A 17294-nucleotide genomic window follows, 5' to 3' on the forward strand; every position below is an offset into this window, starting at 1 on the left:
GGAGGCTCCGTCCCGCAGAGGAGGAAGTAAGACATGACCATGAAATCGATCCTGGCGGGTGCAGCACTCGCCCTGATGTCCACGACGGCAGCCTTTGCCGGCGATGTCCGCATCATGTGGTATTCCGACGGCGTGGAAGGCGAGGTCATGAAGGACCTGGTCGACCGCTTCATGAAGGAAAACCCGGGCATCAACGTCATTCTCGACAACGTCGCCTACGGCGTCGTGCGCGAACAGCTGCCGGTGCAGCTCGAAGCCGGCAACGGCCCGGATATCGCCCGCGTCGCGCAGATCAAGGATCTGTCCCGCCACTGGCTCGACCTTCGCCCGCTCGTCAAGGACCCGGCCTACTGGGATGAGAACTTCGGCGCCCAGGCAGACTGGATGCGTCCCGACGGTTCCAACCAGATCTCCGGCTTCATGACGCAGATCACGCTGACCGGCGGTTTTGCAAACAAGACCCTGTTCGACCAGGCCGGCGTGCCGGTCCCGGGTCCGGACGCAAGCTGGGAAGACTGGGCAGCCGCGACCAAGAAGGTCAAGGAGAGCCAGCAGATCCCTTATGCGATGGCAATCGACCGCTCCGGCCACCGCATCACCGCACCGCTTCTGTCCTATGGCGCGAACTATATCGGCGCTGACGACAAGCCGGCCCCGATCGACGCTGGCGCCAAGGACTACCTGACCAAGTTCGTGGGCTGGGTCGAAGACGGCACCATGGCCAAGGACGTCTGGGTCTCGGCTGCCGGCACCACCTATCGGGCCGCCGCCGACGATTTCATCAACGGCCAGCTCGCCTTCTATTATTCCGGCTCCTGGCAGGTTGCGAACCTTGCCACCAAGATCGGCGACAACTTTGACTGGGTTGCCACCGGCAGCCCGTGCGGTCCGGCCGCCTGCACCGGCATGCCGGGTGGCGCAGCTCTCGTCGCCATCAAGTACACCAAGAACCCGAAGGACGTTGCGACCTTCATGGACTGGTTCGCTCGCGAGGAGATCGTCAAGGAATTCTCCGAGCGCACCCTCTTCCTGCCCGGCCACAAGGCCGTGGTTGAAAAGGGTGGCCTGAGCTTCAAGAGCGACAACGAGCAGGCCAAGGCCGCGCTCACCAAGTTCGTTGAAGCCAGCAAGACGACCTCGGACATCGCGCTGAAGCTGCCGGCCTGGCGCTGGTCGGATACTTTCTATGCCGCCATCGTCACCCGCGTCAGCCAGGCGCTCGCCGGCGAGTTGAAGATCGAGGACGCATTTAGCCGCATCGACGCCGACATCGCCCAGAAGGTCAAGGACGCCGGTCAGTAAGAACAAGTCGGGAGCCGGCGGAGCGGGTTAGGCCCCTCATCCGCCTGCCGGCACCTTCTCCCCGTTCTGACGGGGAGAAGGACGTGTGCCGCGCCGTCCCGGTTTCCCCTCGCAGCGCTTGTGGGGTTTCCAAGGACGGGCGAGACACGTGGCTCGCTGAGCTGGGTGCACCGAGCGAAGCGGAGGCGGGGTGAGGGGCAGCCCCAGCGATGATCGTCGGGAGTGACTTTTAAAAATATGACAAAAACAGCTTTCTCCTCCCTCCTGATGGCACCGGTGAATGCGCTGATGCGCATCGTCGACGCGCCGTTGCGCCGCCTGCAGAAGGCGACCGGCATCAGCGGCATGGCCGCCTTCTTCCTGGCGCCGAACATGCTCATCTTCGGCATCTTCGTGTTGCTGCCGCTCGTCATCAACTTCGTCTACTCGATGACCGGCGGCACCGCCTTCTTCCTGTCCGAGCGCAGCTTCGTCGGCGGCGAGCAGTACGCCCGCCTGTTCAGCTGCGTCGACTACCTTGACCCTATGTCCTGCCAGGAGGATGCCTTCTGGACTGCCGTCGGCAACACCTTCTGGTTCGTGCTGCTGCAGGTCTCGCTGATGATCCTGGCGTCGCTGGTGACGGCGCTGATCCTCAACCGCGGTCTCGTTGCCCGCTCCTTCTGGCGCGCCGTCTTCTTCTTTCCCGTGCTTCTGTCGCCGGTCGTCGTCGGCCTAATCTGGAAATGGATCCTGCAGCGACAGGGCCTGCTCAACTACATCCTCTATCAGTTCGGCGCCGAGCCCTATAGCTGGCTGACCGACCGCACCTGGACCTTCGCCGCCACCATCGGCGTCTCGATCTGGGCGCATATGGGCCTCTACACGCTCATCCTTCTCGCTGGCCTGCAGGCGATCCCGAAGGACCTTTACGAAGCCGCCGAAATGGACGGCACCCGTCCTGCCCGCGTCTTCTGGCGCATCACGCTGCCGCTTCTGGCGCCGAACCTTCTGGTGGTCGTGGTGCTTGCCCTCATCAAGGCCGTGCAGGTCTTCGACGAAGTTTATGTGCTCACCGGCGGCGGCCCCGGCACCAGCACGCTTTACCTCACGCAATATATCTACGAGACCGGCTTTGCCTCGGCGCTGCGCAATCCGGGGCTGGCGGCCGCCGCCTCCATCCTCATGGGTCTCGTGCTCGTCGTCCTCACACTGCTGCAACTGGGCGTCGGACGACGCAGTGAAAACAAGGGAAAACGCTGATGGGTGCGGCTGCGCGTTTCATTTTGCGCCGTAAGGGCGGCCCGGGCGGCAGAGGCTGGCATTGGACGGACATCGTCACGTGGGTCTGGCTCATCGGCGGGCTGGTCATCATGTTCGGCCCGGCCGTCTGGCTCACCTTCTCATCCTTCAAGACGCCGGCGGCGCTCAACGAGTTCCCGCCGTCGATCCTGCCTTACGTCACCAGCCAGGCGACGGTGGAAGGTTACGACAAGCCGCTGCAGCTCTATGACGCCAGGATGCCGGACGGCTCGACCCGCGTGCTTGCCGAAGTGCGCCGCATTGGCATCATGGCGCAGATGGTTGATCCGAAGGCGCCGGGCGAGATCATCCGAGTCAACATCAACGACCGTACACCGGTTCGCAGCGTCTCCTTCGCCACGGAGAACTACACCGAGCCCTTCGTGCATTTCGATTTCCTGCGCTACCTGTGGAACTCGGTCTTCGTCACCGTGGTGGCAACGCTGATCACCCTGATCGTCAATTCCATGGCCGCCTTCGCGCTGTCAAAATACGAGTTCAGGGGCCGCAACCTCGCCATGCTGATCATCCTGGCCACCCTCATGGTGCCGCTCTCGGTCATCATGGTGCCGCTCTATTCGATCATCTCGACACTTGGCATGTTCAACAGCCTCTGGGGTGTCATTCTGCCGACGGTTGCCACGCCGACCGGAGTCTTCATCCTGCGCCAGTACATGCTGACGATCCCCGATGAACTGATCGATGCCGCGCGCATGGACAAGGCGTCCGAATGGCAGATCTACTGGCGCATCGTTCTGCCGCTGACCGCGCCGGCGCTCGCCGTGCTTGCCATCTTCTCGGTGGTCTGGCGCTGGAACGACTTCCTCTGGCCGCTGATCGTTCTGTCGCGCCGCGAGCTCTACACGCTGCAGGTGGGCCTCAGCATCTATTCCGGCGAGCTGAACGTCCAATGGCACTTCATTCTGGCCATGACCGTCGTCACCATGATCCCGGTCGTCCTCGTCTTCATCTTCTTGCAGCGCTTCATCACCACCGGCATTGCCGGCACCGGCTTGAAATAAGGAATACCTATCGATGGGCGAAATCAAACTCAGCGATGTCAACAAGTCCTACGGCTCGGTGCATGTCCTCAAGGATATCGACCTCCATATCGAGGACGGCGAGTTCATCGTCTTCGTCGGTCCGTCGGGCTGCGGCAAGTCTACCTTGCTGCGCACCATTGCCGGGCTGGAGAAGATCACGTCCGGCGAGATCAAGATCGACGGCAAGCGCGTCAACGATGTTTCCGCCGCCGATCGCGGACTCGCGATGGTATTCCAGTCCTATGCACTCTATCCGCATATGACGGTGCGCCAGAACCTCGCCTTCGGGCTCGAAAACTCCAACATGCCGAAGGCTGAGATCGCCGAACGCATCGGTGAAGCGGCCCGCATGCTGGAAATTGACCAGTATCTCGACCGCCGCCCGGGCCAGTTGTCCGGCGGCCAGCGCCAGCGCGTTGCGATTGGCCGCGCCATTGTGCGCCGTCCCACCGCCTTCCTGCTCGACGAGCCCCTGTCGAACCTCGATGCCGAGCTTCGTGTTTCCACCCGCGCCGAGCTTGCCGCGCTTCACGCCCGCATCGGCTCGACGATGATCTACGTCACCCATGACCAGGTGGAGGCGATGACGCTTGCCCACCGCATCGTGGTGATGCGCGCAGGCAAGATCGAACAGGTCGGCACGCCGCTCGACCTCTACAACACGCCGGCGAACCGCTTTGTCGCTGGCTTCATCGGCGCCCCGCACATGAACTTCCTCTCCGCCCAGGTGGTTGAGGTCGACCCCGCGTCGGTGACGCTCACGATCGGCGGCAGCCACAGGCTCCTCGTGCCGCTGGCCGGCCACAAGCTGTCGGTCGGCGAGAAGCTGACCGTCGGTATCCGCCCGCAGCACATCACGCTGGCGAGCGACCCGGGCAGCCTCACGGTCAAGGTCCGCCTGGTCGAGGCGCTGGGCTCCGAAACGGTGATCCATGCCGACCTGCACGGCGAAAAGCTGCTCGCCGTCGTCCAGGGCCAGAAGCAGATTACGCCCGGCGACGAGGTGCATTTCTCGGTGGCCGGCGCGCCGCTGCACCTCTTCGACAACAACGGCCTGCGCATCGGCGCCTGATCCACGCCGTCCTCGTCGGCAAGGACGGCGGCATCAAGCTGAAGACGACGGAGGCGCTCGATGCGTCGGACTTGTTCGGCCTCATCGACCGCATGCCCATGCGCCAGAACGAGAAGAGCTAACTCGTCGCGTTGCGCAGCCATCGCCCTGATTGACCTACGTCCCTGCGTTGCCCCTCATCCGCCTGCCGGCACCTTCTCCCCGCCCACGGGGAGAAGGGATATGCCGCGACGTCCCCACACGCCCCGACATCGAGCAGGGCACGTCCCCTCTCCCCGTTCAAACGGGGAGAGGGTTAGGGTGAGGGGCAACGACATCGCATAGACGAACTTGGTGAGGGGGTCACAAATCCGCAACCTCGCTTGAAGCGTGGAAGTTTTTCCACACCACCTTCAACAACATCAGCAACTTAACCAAATTATCGCCCCCGTTTATCCACGCTCTTCCGCCTGCCTCTACACTAAGCCCGTTCCGCTTCGGCTACACCGGTCCGCATAACCGGCGAGGCGGGACCGGTGGTCCGGGAAGGCCCCCTTATGCAGGCGCTCGCCCGGAAGCTGCGCAGAGAATGGTCTGCCCCTGAACAAGGCGTGCGTGTGTCGCACACAACCCGGCCCACCAAGAACAACAAGAGGGGCCGCCGCAGACGGACCGGAGTTGCGCGGAAAAACACACTGAACGGGGCGCTGAGAGGTGTCACATAAAACTAAAACTTAAGAGGCAGCTTTCAGCGCCCCGGCCGAAACCGAAATACCGAGATCGCCAAGGGATGAGTCTGCCCACTGGGCCGCACAGGGATGCCGAACATGAGCCAGCAGGAACTTACCGAATACGAAGAGCGGCGCCGCGCCGATCATATCGAAATTTGCCGCGCCACAGCAACGTCCTTGTGCATCCGCAACCGACTCTGCAACCTGCGCGAATGCCGTCGCAAACGTGTCTGCAGCGGCCCCATGGTTGCCTCCCCGCATCAGGCATGGACTGTTCGCGCCCAACAGGAAGTCGGCCTCAGCGGAAAAGCCTGCGCCGACCTTCCCTTGTGCATTGCGCACAAGAGCAAGGAGACCTTCGCCATCTACATGACCGTCATGGGCACATATCGTAAGCTATGGCTCGATGACCCCATGACCGACCTTATGCCAACCGCCGTCATGTCTGTGGCCATGCGGCGCCTGTCTCCAAAGAGGTCTTGACTTCATGACCCCGCCGTCCGACTTCATCGACGACAAAAGGAAGGAATGAGCCCATGACCGAAGCCGCCAGAACGACCGTTGATCAGGAACAGGTGGAATGGTTCTCGCAGCGGGCGGCCGAATGGTGGGATCCAACCGGCAAGTTCAAGCCGCTCCACAAGTTCAACCCGGTGCGTCTTGGTTATATCCGCGACCGTGCCTGCGAAAATTTTGGTCGTGACCCGAAGGCGCATCTGCCGCTGTCGGGCCTGCGGGTTCTCGATATCGGCTGCGGCGGCGGCCTCCTGTCAGAACCGGTGGCCCGCATGGGCGCAACCGTGGTTGGCGCCGATCCGTCTGAAAAGAACATCGGCATCGCCTCCACCCATGCGGCGGAAACCGGAACCTCGGTGGACTACCGCGCCGTCACTGCCGAACAGCTTGCCGAAGCGGGCGAGAGCTTTGACATCGTGCTTAACATGGAAGTGGTCGAACATGTCGCCGACGTCGACTTCTTCATCAGCACCTGCGCCAAGATGGTCCGCCCCGGCGGCCTGATGTTCATCGCCACCATCAACCGCACCTTCAAGGCCGGTGCGCTTGCCATCTTTGCGGCCGAAAACGTCCTGCGCTGGCTGCCGAAGGGTACCCACCAGTATGAAAAGCTGGTCCGCCCTGAAGAACTGGAAAAGCCGCTCAATACCAGCGGGATGCATGTCATCCACCGCACCGGCGTCTTCTACAACCTGCTGCAGGACCGCTGGAACCTGTCGTCCGACATGGACGTCAACTACATGCTGCTCGCCAAGCGCGAGGGCTGATCGCCGATCGCGCCCTCGGCCTTTGAATGACCGGGACGTCTGCTGGTCGTCAGTTCGCGTCTTCCGGCAGGACCGGCAGCGGCGCGATGTCGATGCCTTCCTCAAGCAGTTCCTTCACCTCGACCAGGCTCGCCTGGCCGATGATGCCGCGGGCATCCGCTTCGCCGTAATGGATCTTGCGGGCCTCTTCGGGAAACTTTTCGCCGACGTCTTCCGCGTTGGATTTGATCTCGGCGATCACCTGCTTGATCTTGGCGATCGCTTCCTGGCGCGCCATGTCCATCACCATCTCGCGCTTTGCTTCCTTCTTGCGCGCGGTGGAAACGGAAGGCGACATCAGCGTCTTGGAGATCGACGCCGAATGGCAGGTTGGGCAGGTCAGGAAGCCGCTCTTCACCTGGCTGTCGAAATCGGCGCTCGTCGAGAACCACCCCTCGAACTGATGGGCGTTCTCGCAGGACAGGGAATACTTGATCAAGCGGCAACACCTCCAACCGCCTCGGTCACGGTTTGAAGCGTGAACTCGCGGGCGTTCTTGAGGTTCGGGATCTTGGCGCGTGCTGCATGCACGGCACTGAGATCAATGTCGGCAAGGAGGATTTCTTCGCCTGCCCCGCCGGCCACGGCGAGCACCTTGCCCCATGGGTCGACGATCATCGAATGGCCATAGGTTTCGCGGCCATCCTCGTGCACGCCACCCTGGGCAGCCGCAATCACGAAGGCGCCGTTTTCGATCGCACGGGCGCGCAGCAGGACTTCCCAATGCGCCTCGCCGGTCTGGCGGGTAAAGGCCGCCGGCACGGTCAGGATCTCGGCCCCGGCCAGAGCCTGCGCCCGGAAGAGCTGCGGGAAACGCACGTCGTAGCAGATCGCAAAGCCGAGCTTGCCGATCGGCAACGCGGCAACCCGCGCTTCAGCGCCCGGCTGGTAGGCGGAGCTTTCCCGCCAGCTTTCACCATTGTCGAGGTCCACGTCGAACATGTGGATCTTGTCATAGGTCGAGACCAACTTGCCGCCCGGCGCAAAAAGAACCGCCCGATTGGCGATCCGGCCGCCTTCCTGCTGCGGATCGTCGATCGCAATCGCCGTGGAACCCACATGCAGATAAATGTTCAGCTCCTGCGCCAGCCGGCGGGCGGCGGACACCACGACATCGTTCGCCTCGTCGCGCAGTTGCGCACGCATCGCCTTGCGGTCACGCTGCAGCGCGCCGGTCATCTCCGGCGTCTGGATATAGGCGGCACCTTGCCGGGCCGCCTCGCGCACCAGCCGCTCCATGTCGGCAGCATTGCGCTCGGTATCGACGCCGGAACACATCTGGATGGCGGCAGCCTTGAAGGTCATCTCGGTTCCTCAGGCCGCGAGCATCGGATCAAGCTTGCCGGCGCGTTCCAGCGCATGCAGGTCGTCGCAACCACCGACATGCTCGCCATTGATGAAGATCTGCGGGAAGGTCGCGCGGCCATTGGCCTTGCTGATCATTTCCTGGCGCAGTTCCTGCGAATAGGTCGCGTCGTGCTCGGTATAGGCAACGCCCTTGGATTCCAGCAGGGACTTTGCGCGAGCGCAGTAGCCGCAATATTCGCGGGTATAAATGGTGACATCGGCCATGATCATCTCCAACGCGCCCGGCTGGGGAGGAAGCAGAAAACGGGCGTGGGTTTAAACTGTCATCACGTGTCATATAGGCCCGGCGACGGCCATTGCAAAGGTCAAAACCGTGACCTCGGCGGCACCTGCCTTCTTCAGCGCCCGGGTTGCGGAGGCGACGGTGGCACCGGTCGTATAGACGTCATCGACCAGCACCAGCCGCTTGCCGAACACATCCGGCTCATGCCCCGCCGCCACCTTGAAAGCAGCGCGAAGATTGTCCTCGCGCGCCGTCGCCGAAAGCCCCACCTGCCGCTTCGTGCGCTTCACGCGCTGCAGCGTCTCGGCGAAAAACGGCCGTTCCGACAAGATCGACAGATGTCGCCCGAGTTCGGCCGCCTGGTTGAACTTGCGCCACACGAAGCGGCTGCGATGCAAGGGAACCGGTATGATCCCGTCGCAGTTGGTGAGGTGACCTTCCGCCGCCCGCAACATCCATCCGGCCATCATCGGGGCAAGGTCGGTACGGTCGCGATACTTGAGCGCGTGGACGAGGTCGCGAGCCCTGCCTTCGAAGATCACCGAGGATCGCAACCGATCGAAGACCGGCGGATTGGCAATCGCCTCGGCAGACAGCATGCCGGGACCGGGGTCATAGGAGAAAGGCAGCCCGAGCACGTCGCAGAACGGGCGTTCGATGAAACGGATCTCGCTCCAGCAGGACGGGCAGAAGGCGCGATGCGTCCCGGTGATCACCGAGCAGCCGGGACAAACGGAAGGAAAGACCAGATCGCCCAGCCAGTTCGTCCACGCCGCGGCGAACGAAGCTATAGGTGAAACAGCTTGAGCCCCTGGTTTGGCGGACATGGGTTGACAATATGGGTTGCGAGACGCTTCTGCGCCTCTAGGAAACAAGTGGACGACAATGGACGTAATCTTCGACGAAAAGCTCATCCAGGCAAGGCGGAAAAAGGCCTACCTGGCGCGGGATGAAAAGGCAGGCTTCCTTCTGGAGATCGCAAGCCAGGAACTGGCCGACCGGCTGGCTGTCGTCGAGCGTCATTTCGATGTCGCCGTCGAACTGCACGGTGGCAATGGCGTCACCGCCACGGAAGCGACTGCCACCGGCAAGATCGGCAGCATCCGCCGCATCGAGACAGACGAGATCTACGCCCGCCCAGGCGAGCAGATCGAGGTCGCGGGCCTTGAAGAGATCCCGCTGGAACCGGCCTCCGTCAATCTTGTACTGTCACCGCTTGCCCTGCACCTCGTCAATGATACGCCGGGGACGCTCATTCAGATCCGCCGCGCCCTCAAGCCGGACGGGCTGCTGCTTGCCGCCATCCCCGGCTCCGGCACGCTCACCGAACTGCGCGACGTTCTGCTGTCGGCGGAAGCCGAGCTCACGGGCGGCGCCAGCCCGCGGGTCATTCCATTTGCGGATGTGCGCGATATCGGCGCGCTCCTGCAGCGTGCGGGATTTGCCCTGCCGGTGGTCGATATCGAGACCTATACGGTCCGGTATGACTCGCTGTTTGCGCTGATGCGCGACCTGCGCGCCATGGGCATGGCCAACCCGCTGGTTGGCCGCAGCCGCACACCGGTGACGCGGGCCTTCTTCATGCGGGCAGCGGAACTTTATGCCGAACGCTACTCTGACCCCGATGGCCGCATCCGGGCGACCTTCTCGATCATCTATGTCTCGGGCTGGGCGCCGCACGAGAACCAGCAGAAGCCGTTGCGGCCGGGTTCGGCAAAGGTGCGGCTGGCTGACGCGCTGCGGGCGGCAACCGAAAGCGACGGCAAGGAGAACTGATCAGGGAGCCGGTTGCTCGATCTTGGTTTCGATCGCGCCGAACGTGTCCTTCAGGGCGGTGGCGAAGGTCCCGAAGCCGCCGATCAGGGCGACGGCCATGATCGCGGCAAGCAGCCCATACTCCACGGCAGTCGCGCCGCATGTATTGCGCATGAATGTCCGCAGGAGACGCATGAACCGCCTTTCGTTGTCGGCAACCACCATTGATAAGGGTGATGATAGCCGCAAAGTGTTAATCAGCAGTCATCACCGTTGCTATAACCTTGCACAACACAGACCGCGCCCGGCGTATCCTGCAGAATGCTTCGGCGAATGGTGTAATTCTTCTTGCCCTTGTCGGAGGGCTTGATCGAACCCGTGGTCAGAAGGTCAAAATCCTGATGGATCTGCGCCATGCGCTTGCCGTCATCGCGGTTGGCAAGCATGGGGGTGACGATGAGGGACAGAGCAATGGCAGCGGTGCCAAAAAGCAGCGCGATGTTCAGCGCGCCGGTCCTGCTGGAACCATGTGCCCGCTTGCGGACCGGCACGGTTCTCCAGAATTCCTCGTCCATGCCTCAAAAACCTCGTCTACGCGACACCTGAGATAGCTCAAGGAGAGTGGCACATCCGCCTAAACGATCAGTTAACGCGAGGTGAATTCGAAGCTTCTAATTTTATCGGTTCCTGCCGGGCTCAGAGGAGATCCTGGAGGATCGGGATCAGCGGCTCGTCGGCGGGCGGCATCGGGTAGTCGCGCAGCGCGTTCGGCCGCACCCACTTGATCGCCTGGCCTTCGCGGCCGGTCGGGATGCCCTCGAAGCGACGGCAGACGTAAAGCGGCATCAACAGGTGGAAGGTCTCGTAACTGTGGCTCGCGAAGGTGAGCGGCGCAAGGCACGGGATTCGGGTGGTGATGCCGAGCTCTTCCTCGAGTTCGCGCACGAGCGTTTCTTCCGGAGTCTCGCCCGGCTCCACCTTGCCGCCCGGAAACTCCCAGAGTCCGGCAAGCGCCTTGCCTTCCGGGCGCTGCGCCAGAAGGATGCGTCCGTCGCTGTCCACCAGTGCGCAGGCGGCAACCAGAAGCAGCTTGCGTGGGGTCTCGCTCATGCGCCCGATCCTTCCTTTGCCGACCGCCAGTAACGATATTGGTAGGCCCGGCGGAAACCGAATTTCTCGTAGAGCGCCAACGCCGGCAGGTTATCTGAGACGACTTGCAGCCAAGCGGTGCGGGCGCCGCTGATGCGGGCCCAGCGAAGGGCCGCGGTCAGGATCTCGGTGCCGATCCCCGCGCGCCTTGCACTCTCGGCAACCGCAAAGGACATGATGCCGGCAAGGTCGTTGTCCTGCACGCAAAGGAGCGTGGCGACCGAACCGAGGTTGCGATCCTGCTTGATGAAGAAACCGGAATTCGGCCGGATCCCGCTCAGGATTTGGCAAAGCCCGTCCCTGTGCGTCGGATCTTCCGCGCCGATCGAAAGGCTCGCTTCAACGAAGCGGTTGACGTCATGGCTTGGCAGGTAATCCAGCGTGTCGGGCAATTCCATGCCGACGAGATCCGCCGTCAGGACATCGACGGTCTCGCACACTCGCCAGCCGATCCTGTCGAGATGTTCGAGCATCGGAACCGGAGCCAGTGGCGTTTCGCGCACCAATAGCCGGCAACCCTCGGCAGCGAACTTTGCCGCAGCCTTGTCCAGACGCCGGTCCATGTCGCGATGGTCCGACGGGTCGAGCGGCACGATGCAGTTCAGGCGCTTTGACGGATGGCCGGGGGTGAGCCGCACCTGCCAGCTGCCGTCATAAACGACGGATGCCGCAGGCCATGCCCTGAACCCGACCGCTTCGAGCCTGCGCACGAGCGGCAGATCGTTCCCTGATGATAGGCTTTGGATCAACGTCAATCAGCTCCGGTAGTCGCCGTTGATCGCTACATATTCCTTCGTGAGGTCGCAGGTCCAGACGGTGGCACGCCCTTCACCAAGGCCAAGATCCACCCGCACCGGAATGTCCTGCTGCTTCATCACGTTCGATGCCGCTTCCTCGGAGTAACCCGGATCGCGCTCACCGTTGACGGCAACCCGCACGTCGCCGAACCAGATCGCCAGGCGGTCGCGGTCTGCAGCCTCACCCGCCTTGCCGACGGCCATCACGATACGACCCCAGTTGGCATCCTCGCCGGCAGCCGCCGTCTTGACGAGCGGGGAATTGGCAATCGAGAGGGCGATGGTCTTTGCCGCCGCATCGCTTTCGGCGCCGGTGACGGTGATCTCCAGCATCTTCGTCGCACCTTCACCATCGCGCGCCACCTGGATCGCGAGGTTCTTCAAGAGGTCGTTGAGTGCGGAACGGAAGCCTTCCAGCGCCGGGTCATCCGCGGTTTCGATCCGCTTCTGGCCATCGGCAGCCGCGGCACCCGTCGCAAACAGCATCAGGGTATCGGAGGTCGAGGTGTCGCTGTCGACCGTCATGGAATTGAAGCTCGGGCCGACACCCGCCGAAAGCAGGGCCTGAAGGGCAGCAGGGGCGATATCGGCATCGGTGACGACAAACGAGAGCATGGTCGCCATGTCCGGCGCAATCATGCCGGCACCCTTTGCGATGCCGTTGATCGTGATCTTCACGCCGCCGATCTCGGCGGTACGGGTCGCGACCTTCGGATAGGTATCCGTCGTCATGATCGCCTTGGCCGCTTCGTGCCAGAAGTCGCCGGTGGCGGTCTTGTTCATGTCGCCGAGCACGCCGGCAAACTTGCTTGCATCGAGCGGCTCGCCGATGACGCCGGTCGAGGCGAGGTACACTTCATTCTCGCTGCAGCCGACGGCTTCGGCTGCCGACTTCGCCGTCAGCGCTGTCGCAGCCTTGCCCTTCATGCCGGTGAAGGCATTCGCATTGCCGGAGTTAACGACAACAGCACGGGCGACGCCATGCGGCAGATTGGTGCGGCAGAAATCGACCGGTGCCGAGGGGCACTTCGATTTGGTAAACACACCCGCGACCGCGGCCGGCTTGTCGAACACCATCAGCAACACGTCGGTGCGGTTCGTATACTTGATGCCGGCTGCAGCCGTTGCCATGCGTACGCCGCGCACTGCCGGCATGTCAGGATAGGATTTGGGAGCGAGCGGAGAAATGGAAGCGGACATGGGCGGAGAACCTGCAAGGACATATGGAAAAGGCCCGGAGTGATCCGGGCCTGGTTTCGCGAAACGATGGCTTACTGCTGGGCCGGAGCCGCCTCGGGGGCGTCTGCGCCTTCCTGCATCTTGCTCACATCCTCATAGCCCTTCTTGAGCGCCGGATCGACGATCTCGATCTGCTGCTCGGCCTTGGCCTTGTTGATGAGCGCGATGTACTTGTCGCGCATGACGAGCTGCTTCACCTGGTCCTGGACCTGTTCGAAGGCCGGCGGCGGCGCGTCGCGCTTTTCTTCAAGCTTGATGACGTGGAAACCGAACTGGGTCTGCACCGGCGTCTTGGTGTAGGCGCCCTTCTCAAGACCAAAGGCAGCCTCTTCAAATTCCGGAACCATCTGGCCACGGCCGAACCAGCCGAGATCACCGCCTTCGTCCTTGTTGGAATCCTGCGACTTTTCCTTGGCGAGCGCCGCAAAGTCACCGCCCTTGTCGAGGTTGGCGATGATGTCCTTGGCCTCTTCCTCGGTCTTCACCAGGATGTGGCGTGCATGGGCTTCTTCCTGCTTCGGAAGGGCCGCGATTTCCTTGTCGTAACGCGCCTTCACCTCTTCAGGCTTGGTGGCGTCGATGACGTGCTTGCGGAAGTATGCGTTATGAAGCTCGCGGCCTTCGATATAGGCCATGCGCTTCTTGAAATCCTCGGAGTCCTTAAGGCCCTCCTGAGTGGCGCCGGATGCCAGAAGCTTCACGTCGATTGCGCCGGAAAGGGCTGCAACCTTCTTCTGCTCGTCCGGAAGCTGCGCCAGCTGCGGGTCGAGGTTCTGCACGGCGAGGTCGAGTTCGGACTGACGGATCTCAAGCGCGCCGACCTTGGCAACAACGGGATCTTCGGCCGCGAATGCTGGTGCTTGGCATAGTATCGCTGCGGCAAGAGCAGCCGTTGCGAGGAATTTATGGCGCAACATCAAGTTACCTTTCAACATAGGCGCCGGTCTCAGCCTAGCCTGATTCCGGCCGGAAATGCTTCACAAACACCGGATTGTGGCCATTCTGTATCGGCCATCACCGTTGACATCATTCGACCCCCCTCTTATCTGTCACGCAACTTCGCGTCCAGCAGAGTTTCCGGGCGTTCCGGCTCATTTTGTCGTCATCCGAATGCGACTCCCCGTCGGCTTCGAGATAGACTGGAGCACGGTCCGCACCACACGAAACTGATACCAGAAAGGACCATTTGCATGGTCAGCTTTGGCGGCATTGCCCGCAAACTGTTCGGTTCGGCCAACGATCGCCGCGTCAAGGGCTACAAGCCCAAGATCGATGCCATTAATGCCATCGAGGAAAAGACGAAGGCGCTGACAGACGAGCAGCTAGCCGCACAGACGGCCGAGTTCAAGAAGCTTCTGGCGGAAGGCAAGACGCTCGACGACATCCTCGTCCCGGCCTTTGCCGTGGTTCGCGAGGCATCGCGGCGCGTGCTTGGCATGCGGCCCTTCGATGTCCAGCTGACCGGTGGCATGATCCTGCATGACGGCGCCATCGCCGAAATGAAGACCGGTGAAGGTAAGACCCTCGTCGGCACCCTGCCCGTCTACCTCAACGCGCTGTCCGGCAAGGGCGTGCATGTCGTGACGGTCAACGACTACCTGGCGCAGCGTGACGCTGCCACCATGGGGCGCCTCTACGGCTTCCTGGGGCTGACGACCGGCGTCATCGTGCATGGTCTCGACGACGACCAGCGCCGCGCGGCCTATGCCTGCGACATCACCTACGCGACGAATAACGAGCTCGGCTTCGACTACCTTCGCGACAACATGAAGTACGAGCGCTCGCAGATGGTCCAGCGCGGCCACAACTATGCGATCGTCGACGAAGTGGACTCGATCCTCATCGACGAAGCGCGCACGCCGCTGATCATCTCCGGCCCGCTCGACGACCGCTCCGACCTCTACACCACGATCGATGCCTTCATTCCGAAGCTGTCGCCGGAAGACTACGAGATTGACGAAAAGCAGCGCTCTGCCAACTTCTCCGAAGCCGGCACCGAGAAGCTCGAAGGCCTGCTTCGCGAAGCTGGTCTCCTGAAGGGTGAATCCCTCTATGACGTCGAAAACGTCGCGATCGTCCACCACATCAACAACGCGCTGAAGGCCCACAAGCTCTTCACCCGCGACAAGGACTACATCGTCCGCAACGACGAGATCGTCATCATCGACGAGTTCACCGGCCGCATGATGCCGGGCCGCCGTTATTCGGAAGGCCAGCACCAGGCGCTCGAAGCCAAGGAAAAGGTGACGATCCAGCCGGAGAACCAGACGCTCTCCTCGATCACCTTCCAGAACTACTTCCGCATGTACACCAAGCTCGCCGGCATGACCGGCACGGCCTCGACCGAAGCGGAAGAGTTTGCCAACATCTACAAGCTCGAAGTGGTCGAAGTGCCGACCAACCTGCCGATCCAGCGTATCGACGAGGACGACGAGGTCTACCGGACCTTCGACGAGAAGTTCAAGGCGATCATCGCCGAGATCAAGGACGCCCACCAGCGCGGCCAGCCGGTGCTTGTCGGCACCACCTCGATCGAGAAGTCCGAACTTCTGGCCAACATGCTGCGCCAGTCCGGCTTCAACGACTTCAACGTCCTGAACGCTCGTTACCACGAGCAGGAAGCCTATATCGTCAGCCAGGCGGGTGTTCCCGGCGCGGTAACGATCGCCACCAACATGGCAGGCCGCGGTACCGACATCCAGCTCGGCGGCAATATCGACATGCGCCTGGAGCGAGAGCTGGAGGGCATCGAGGACGAAAACGAACGTCGCGCCAAGGAAGCTGCGATCCGCGAGGAAGTAAAGCAGCTCAAGGAAAAGGCGCTCGCTGCCGGCGGTCTCTACGTCATCGCCACCGAGCGGCACGAAAGCCGCCGCATCGACAACCAGCTGCGTGGCCGCTCAGGCCGCCAGGGCGACCCGGGCCGTTCGAAGTTCTACCTGTCGCTTCAGGACGACCTGATGCGCATCTTCGGCTCCGACCGAATGGACAGCATGCTGCAGAAGCTTGGCCTGAAGGAAGGCGAGGCAATCGTCCATCCGTGGATCAACAAGGCGCTTGAGCGTGCCCAGAAGAAGGTCGAAGCGCGCAACTTCGATATTCGCAAGAACCTTCTGAAATACGACGACGTGACCAACGACCAGCGCAAGGTCATCTTCGAGCAGCGCATCGAGATGATGGATGCCGAGGACCTGTCCGACGTTGTGGAAGAAATGCGCAACGAGGTCATCGACGTCCTCGTCACCAAGCACATTCCCGAACGCGCCTATGCCGAACAGTGGACGGCAGCCGAGCTTCGGCAGGATGTGGCCCGCTTGCTCAACCTCGACCTCCCGATCGAAGAATGGGCGAAAGAAGAGGGCATCGGCGAGACCGACATCCGCGAGCGCATCACGGAAGCGGCCGACAAGGCTGCTGCCGATCGTGCCGAACGGTTCGGGCCCGAGATCATGCGCTATGTCGAGCGCTCGGTGCTGCTCCAGACGCTGGATCACCTGTGGCGCGAGCACATCGTCAACCTCGACCACCTGCGCTCCGTTATCGGTTTCCGCGGCTACGCCCAGCGCGATCCGCTGCAGGAGTACAAGGCGGAAGCCTTCGAGCTCTTCCAGGCGCTTCTGGCCAACCTGCGCGAAGCCGTCACCTCGCAGTTGATGCGCGTCGAGCTGGTTCAGAACCCTGAGCCGCCGCAGCCGCCGTCGGTCTTCGACGAGCAGCATATCGACCCGCAGACGGGCACGAACGAGGCAAACGGCTTCAGCGGCGAAGACTTCATCGCCGCGCCGGAAGACCGCCGCCCCGAAGATCCGTCGACCTGGGGTCGCGTCGGCCGCAACGAGGCCTGCCCCTGCGGTTCGGGCAAGAAATACAAGCACTGCCACGGCGCCTTCGAGCAGGCCTGAGGCAGGAAGCTTTAGAAGTTGAAACGCCGCCTTCGGGCGGCGTTTTGCGTTGTGGACTACCAAATCCGTCAAGGTTCCGGCGAACCGTTTGTTAACCCTGCTGTGGCAACACTTGCCCGCATTGTCCCGTC

The 17294-nt window shown here is 62.4% G+C and carries 19 protein-coding genes; 9 read left to right on the top strand and 10 right to left on the bottom strand.

The genetic code is table 11. The features are described from left to right. Positions 1 to 33: 33 nt before the first annotated feature. The 7 genes from M0654_RS14395 to ubiG all read left to right on the top strand — a co-directional run bounded on the left by M0654_RS14395 (position 34) and on the right by ubiG (position 6691). Positions 34 to 1302 (top strand): ABC transporter substrate-binding protein, encoded by a 1269-nt coding sequence (locus tag M0654_RS14395; protein ID WP_248683730.1) that lies wholly within the window; start codon positions 34 to 36, stop codon positions 1300 to 1302. Positions 1303 to 1539: 237 nt separating this feature from the next. Next, positions 1540 to 2544: a carbohydrate ABC transporter permease gene (locus M0654_RS14400; RefSeq protein ID WP_248683731.1), complete on the top strand. Its 1005-nt coding sequence runs from the start codon at positions 1540 to 1542 to the stop codon at positions 2542 to 2544. After that, positions 2544 to 3605, top strand: coding sequence for a carbohydrate ABC transporter permease (locus tag M0654_RS14405; protein WP_248683732.1), 1062 nt, complete (start codon positions 2544 to 2546; stop codon positions 3603 to 3605). The genes M0654_RS14400 and M0654_RS14405 overlap by 1 nt, the downstream gene beginning before the upstream one ends. A 13-nt stretch (positions 3606 to 3618) precedes the next feature. Beyond that, the gene (locus M0654_RS14410; RefSeq protein ID WP_248683733.1) at positions 3619 to 4698 is read left to right on the top strand and encodes an ABC transporter ATP-binding protein; all 1080 of its coding nucleotides are present in this window, start codon (positions 3619 to 3621) and stop codon (positions 4696 to 4698) included. Continuing rightward, on the top strand, positions 4698 to 4820 hold the full coding sequence (locus tag M0654_RS14415; RefSeq protein ID WP_390920454.1) for a DUF4174 domain-containing protein: 123 nt from the start codon (positions 4698 to 4700) through the stop codon (positions 4818 to 4820). Before M0654_RS14410 ends, M0654_RS14415 begins: the two co-directional genes overlap by 1 nt. Before the next feature lie 684 nt (positions 4821 to 5504). Next, positions 5505 to 5891, top strand: a complete 387-nt coding sequence (locus M0654_RS14420; RefSeq protein WP_248683734.1) for a hypothetical protein — start codon at positions 5505 to 5507, stop codon at positions 5889 to 5891. 53 nt (positions 5892 to 5944) lie between these two features. Beyond that, on the top strand, positions 5945 to 6691 hold the full coding sequence (gene ubiG, locus M0654_RS14425) for a bifunctional 2-polyprenyl-6-hydroxyphenol methylase/3-demethylubiquinol 3-O-methyltransferase UbiG (RefSeq protein ID WP_248683735.1): 747 nt from the start codon (positions 5945 to 5947) through the stop codon (positions 6689 to 6691). A gap of 49 nt (positions 6692 to 6740) precedes the next feature. Here ubiG and M0654_RS14430 read toward each other — a convergent pair whose 3' ends face one another. From M0654_RS14430 to M0654_RS14445, 4 genes are all read right to left on the bottom strand, one after another. Continuing rightward, the gene (locus tag M0654_RS14430) at positions 6741 to 7169 is read right to left on the bottom strand and encodes a DUF1178 family protein (protein ID WP_248683736.1); all 429 of its coding nucleotides are present in this window, start codon (positions 7167 to 7169) and stop codon (positions 6741 to 6743) included. Beyond that, entirely contained in the window at positions 7166 to 8035 is an 870-nt protein-coding gene (locus M0654_RS14435) for a carbon-nitrogen hydrolase family protein (protein ID WP_248683737.1), read from the bottom strand. The genes M0654_RS14430 and M0654_RS14435 overlap by 4 nt, the downstream gene beginning before the upstream one ends. A 9-nt stretch (positions 8036 to 8044) precedes the next feature. Beyond that, a complete protein-coding gene (gene grxC, locus M0654_RS14440; RefSeq protein ID WP_118850697.1) occupies positions 8045 to 8302 on the bottom strand; it encodes a glutaredoxin 3 in 258 nt (85 codons plus the stop codon). Positions 8303 to 8371: 69 nt separating this feature from the next. Further along, positions 8372 to 9148, bottom strand: coding sequence for a ComF family protein (locus M0654_RS14445; RefSeq protein ID WP_248683738.1), 777 nt, complete (start codon positions 9146 to 9148; stop codon positions 8372 to 8374). 58 nt (positions 9149 to 9206) lie between these two features. On the opposite strand from M0654_RS14445, the gene M0654_RS14450 reads away from it, so the two are divergent. Further along, positions 9207 to 10097 (top strand): methyltransferase domain-containing protein, encoded by an 891-nt coding sequence (locus M0654_RS14450; protein ID WP_248683739.1) that lies wholly within the window; start codon positions 9207 to 9209, stop codon positions 10095 to 10097. Here M0654_RS14450 and M0654_RS14455 read toward each other — a convergent pair whose 3' ends face one another. The 6 genes from M0654_RS14455 to M0654_RS14480 all read right to left on the bottom strand — a co-directional run bounded on the left by M0654_RS14455 (position 10098) and on the right by M0654_RS14480 (position 14178). Next, positions 10098 to 10250, bottom strand: a complete 153-nt coding sequence (locus tag M0654_RS14455; RefSeq protein WP_390920348.1) for a Flp family type IVb pilin — start codon at positions 10248 to 10250, stop codon at positions 10098 to 10100. Positions 10251 to 10333: 83 nt separating this feature from the next. Continuing rightward, on the bottom strand, positions 10334 to 10651 hold the full coding sequence (locus tag M0654_RS14460; protein ID WP_118850701.1) for a hypothetical protein: 318 nt from the start codon (positions 10649 to 10651) through the stop codon (positions 10334 to 10336). Positions 10652 to 10772: 121 nt separating this feature from the next. Next, positions 10773 to 11186, bottom strand: coding sequence for an 8-oxo-dGTP diphosphatase MutT (mutT, locus tag M0654_RS14465; protein WP_118850702.1), 414 nt, complete (start codon positions 11184 to 11186; stop codon positions 10773 to 10775). Continuing rightward, entirely contained in the window at positions 11183 to 11935 is a 753-nt protein-coding gene (locus tag M0654_RS14470) for a GNAT family N-acetyltransferase (RefSeq protein ID WP_390920352.1), read from the bottom strand. The genes mutT and M0654_RS14470 overlap by 4 nt, the downstream gene beginning before the upstream one ends. Positions 11936 to 11980: 45 nt before the next feature. After that, on the bottom strand, positions 11981 to 13222 hold the full coding sequence (gene argJ / locus M0654_RS14475) for a bifunctional glutamate N-acetyltransferase/amino-acid acetyltransferase ArgJ (RefSeq protein WP_248683740.1): 1242 nt from the start codon (positions 13220 to 13222) through the stop codon (positions 11981 to 11983). Positions 13223 to 13293: 71 nt separating this feature from the next. Next, on the bottom strand, positions 13294 to 14178 hold the full coding sequence (locus M0654_RS14480) for a peptidylprolyl isomerase (protein WP_248683741.1): 885 nt from the start codon (positions 14176 to 14178) through the stop codon (positions 13294 to 13296). Between the two features lie 273 nt (positions 14179 to 14451). On the opposite strand from M0654_RS14480, the gene secA reads away from it, so the two are divergent. Then, a complete protein-coding gene (gene secA, locus M0654_RS14485) occupies positions 14452 to 17163 on the top strand; it encodes a preprotein translocase subunit SecA (RefSeq protein ID WP_118850705.1) in 2712 nt (903 codons plus the stop codon). Positions 17164 to 17294: the final 131 nt, after the last annotated feature.

Origin of the sequence: Neorhizobium turbinariae, assembly GCF_023223505.1 — a bacterium.
In the GTDB taxonomy this organism is placed as follows: Bacteria; Pseudomonadota; Alphaproteobacteria; order Rhizobiales; family Rhizobiaceae; genus Neorhizobium; species Neorhizobium turbinariae.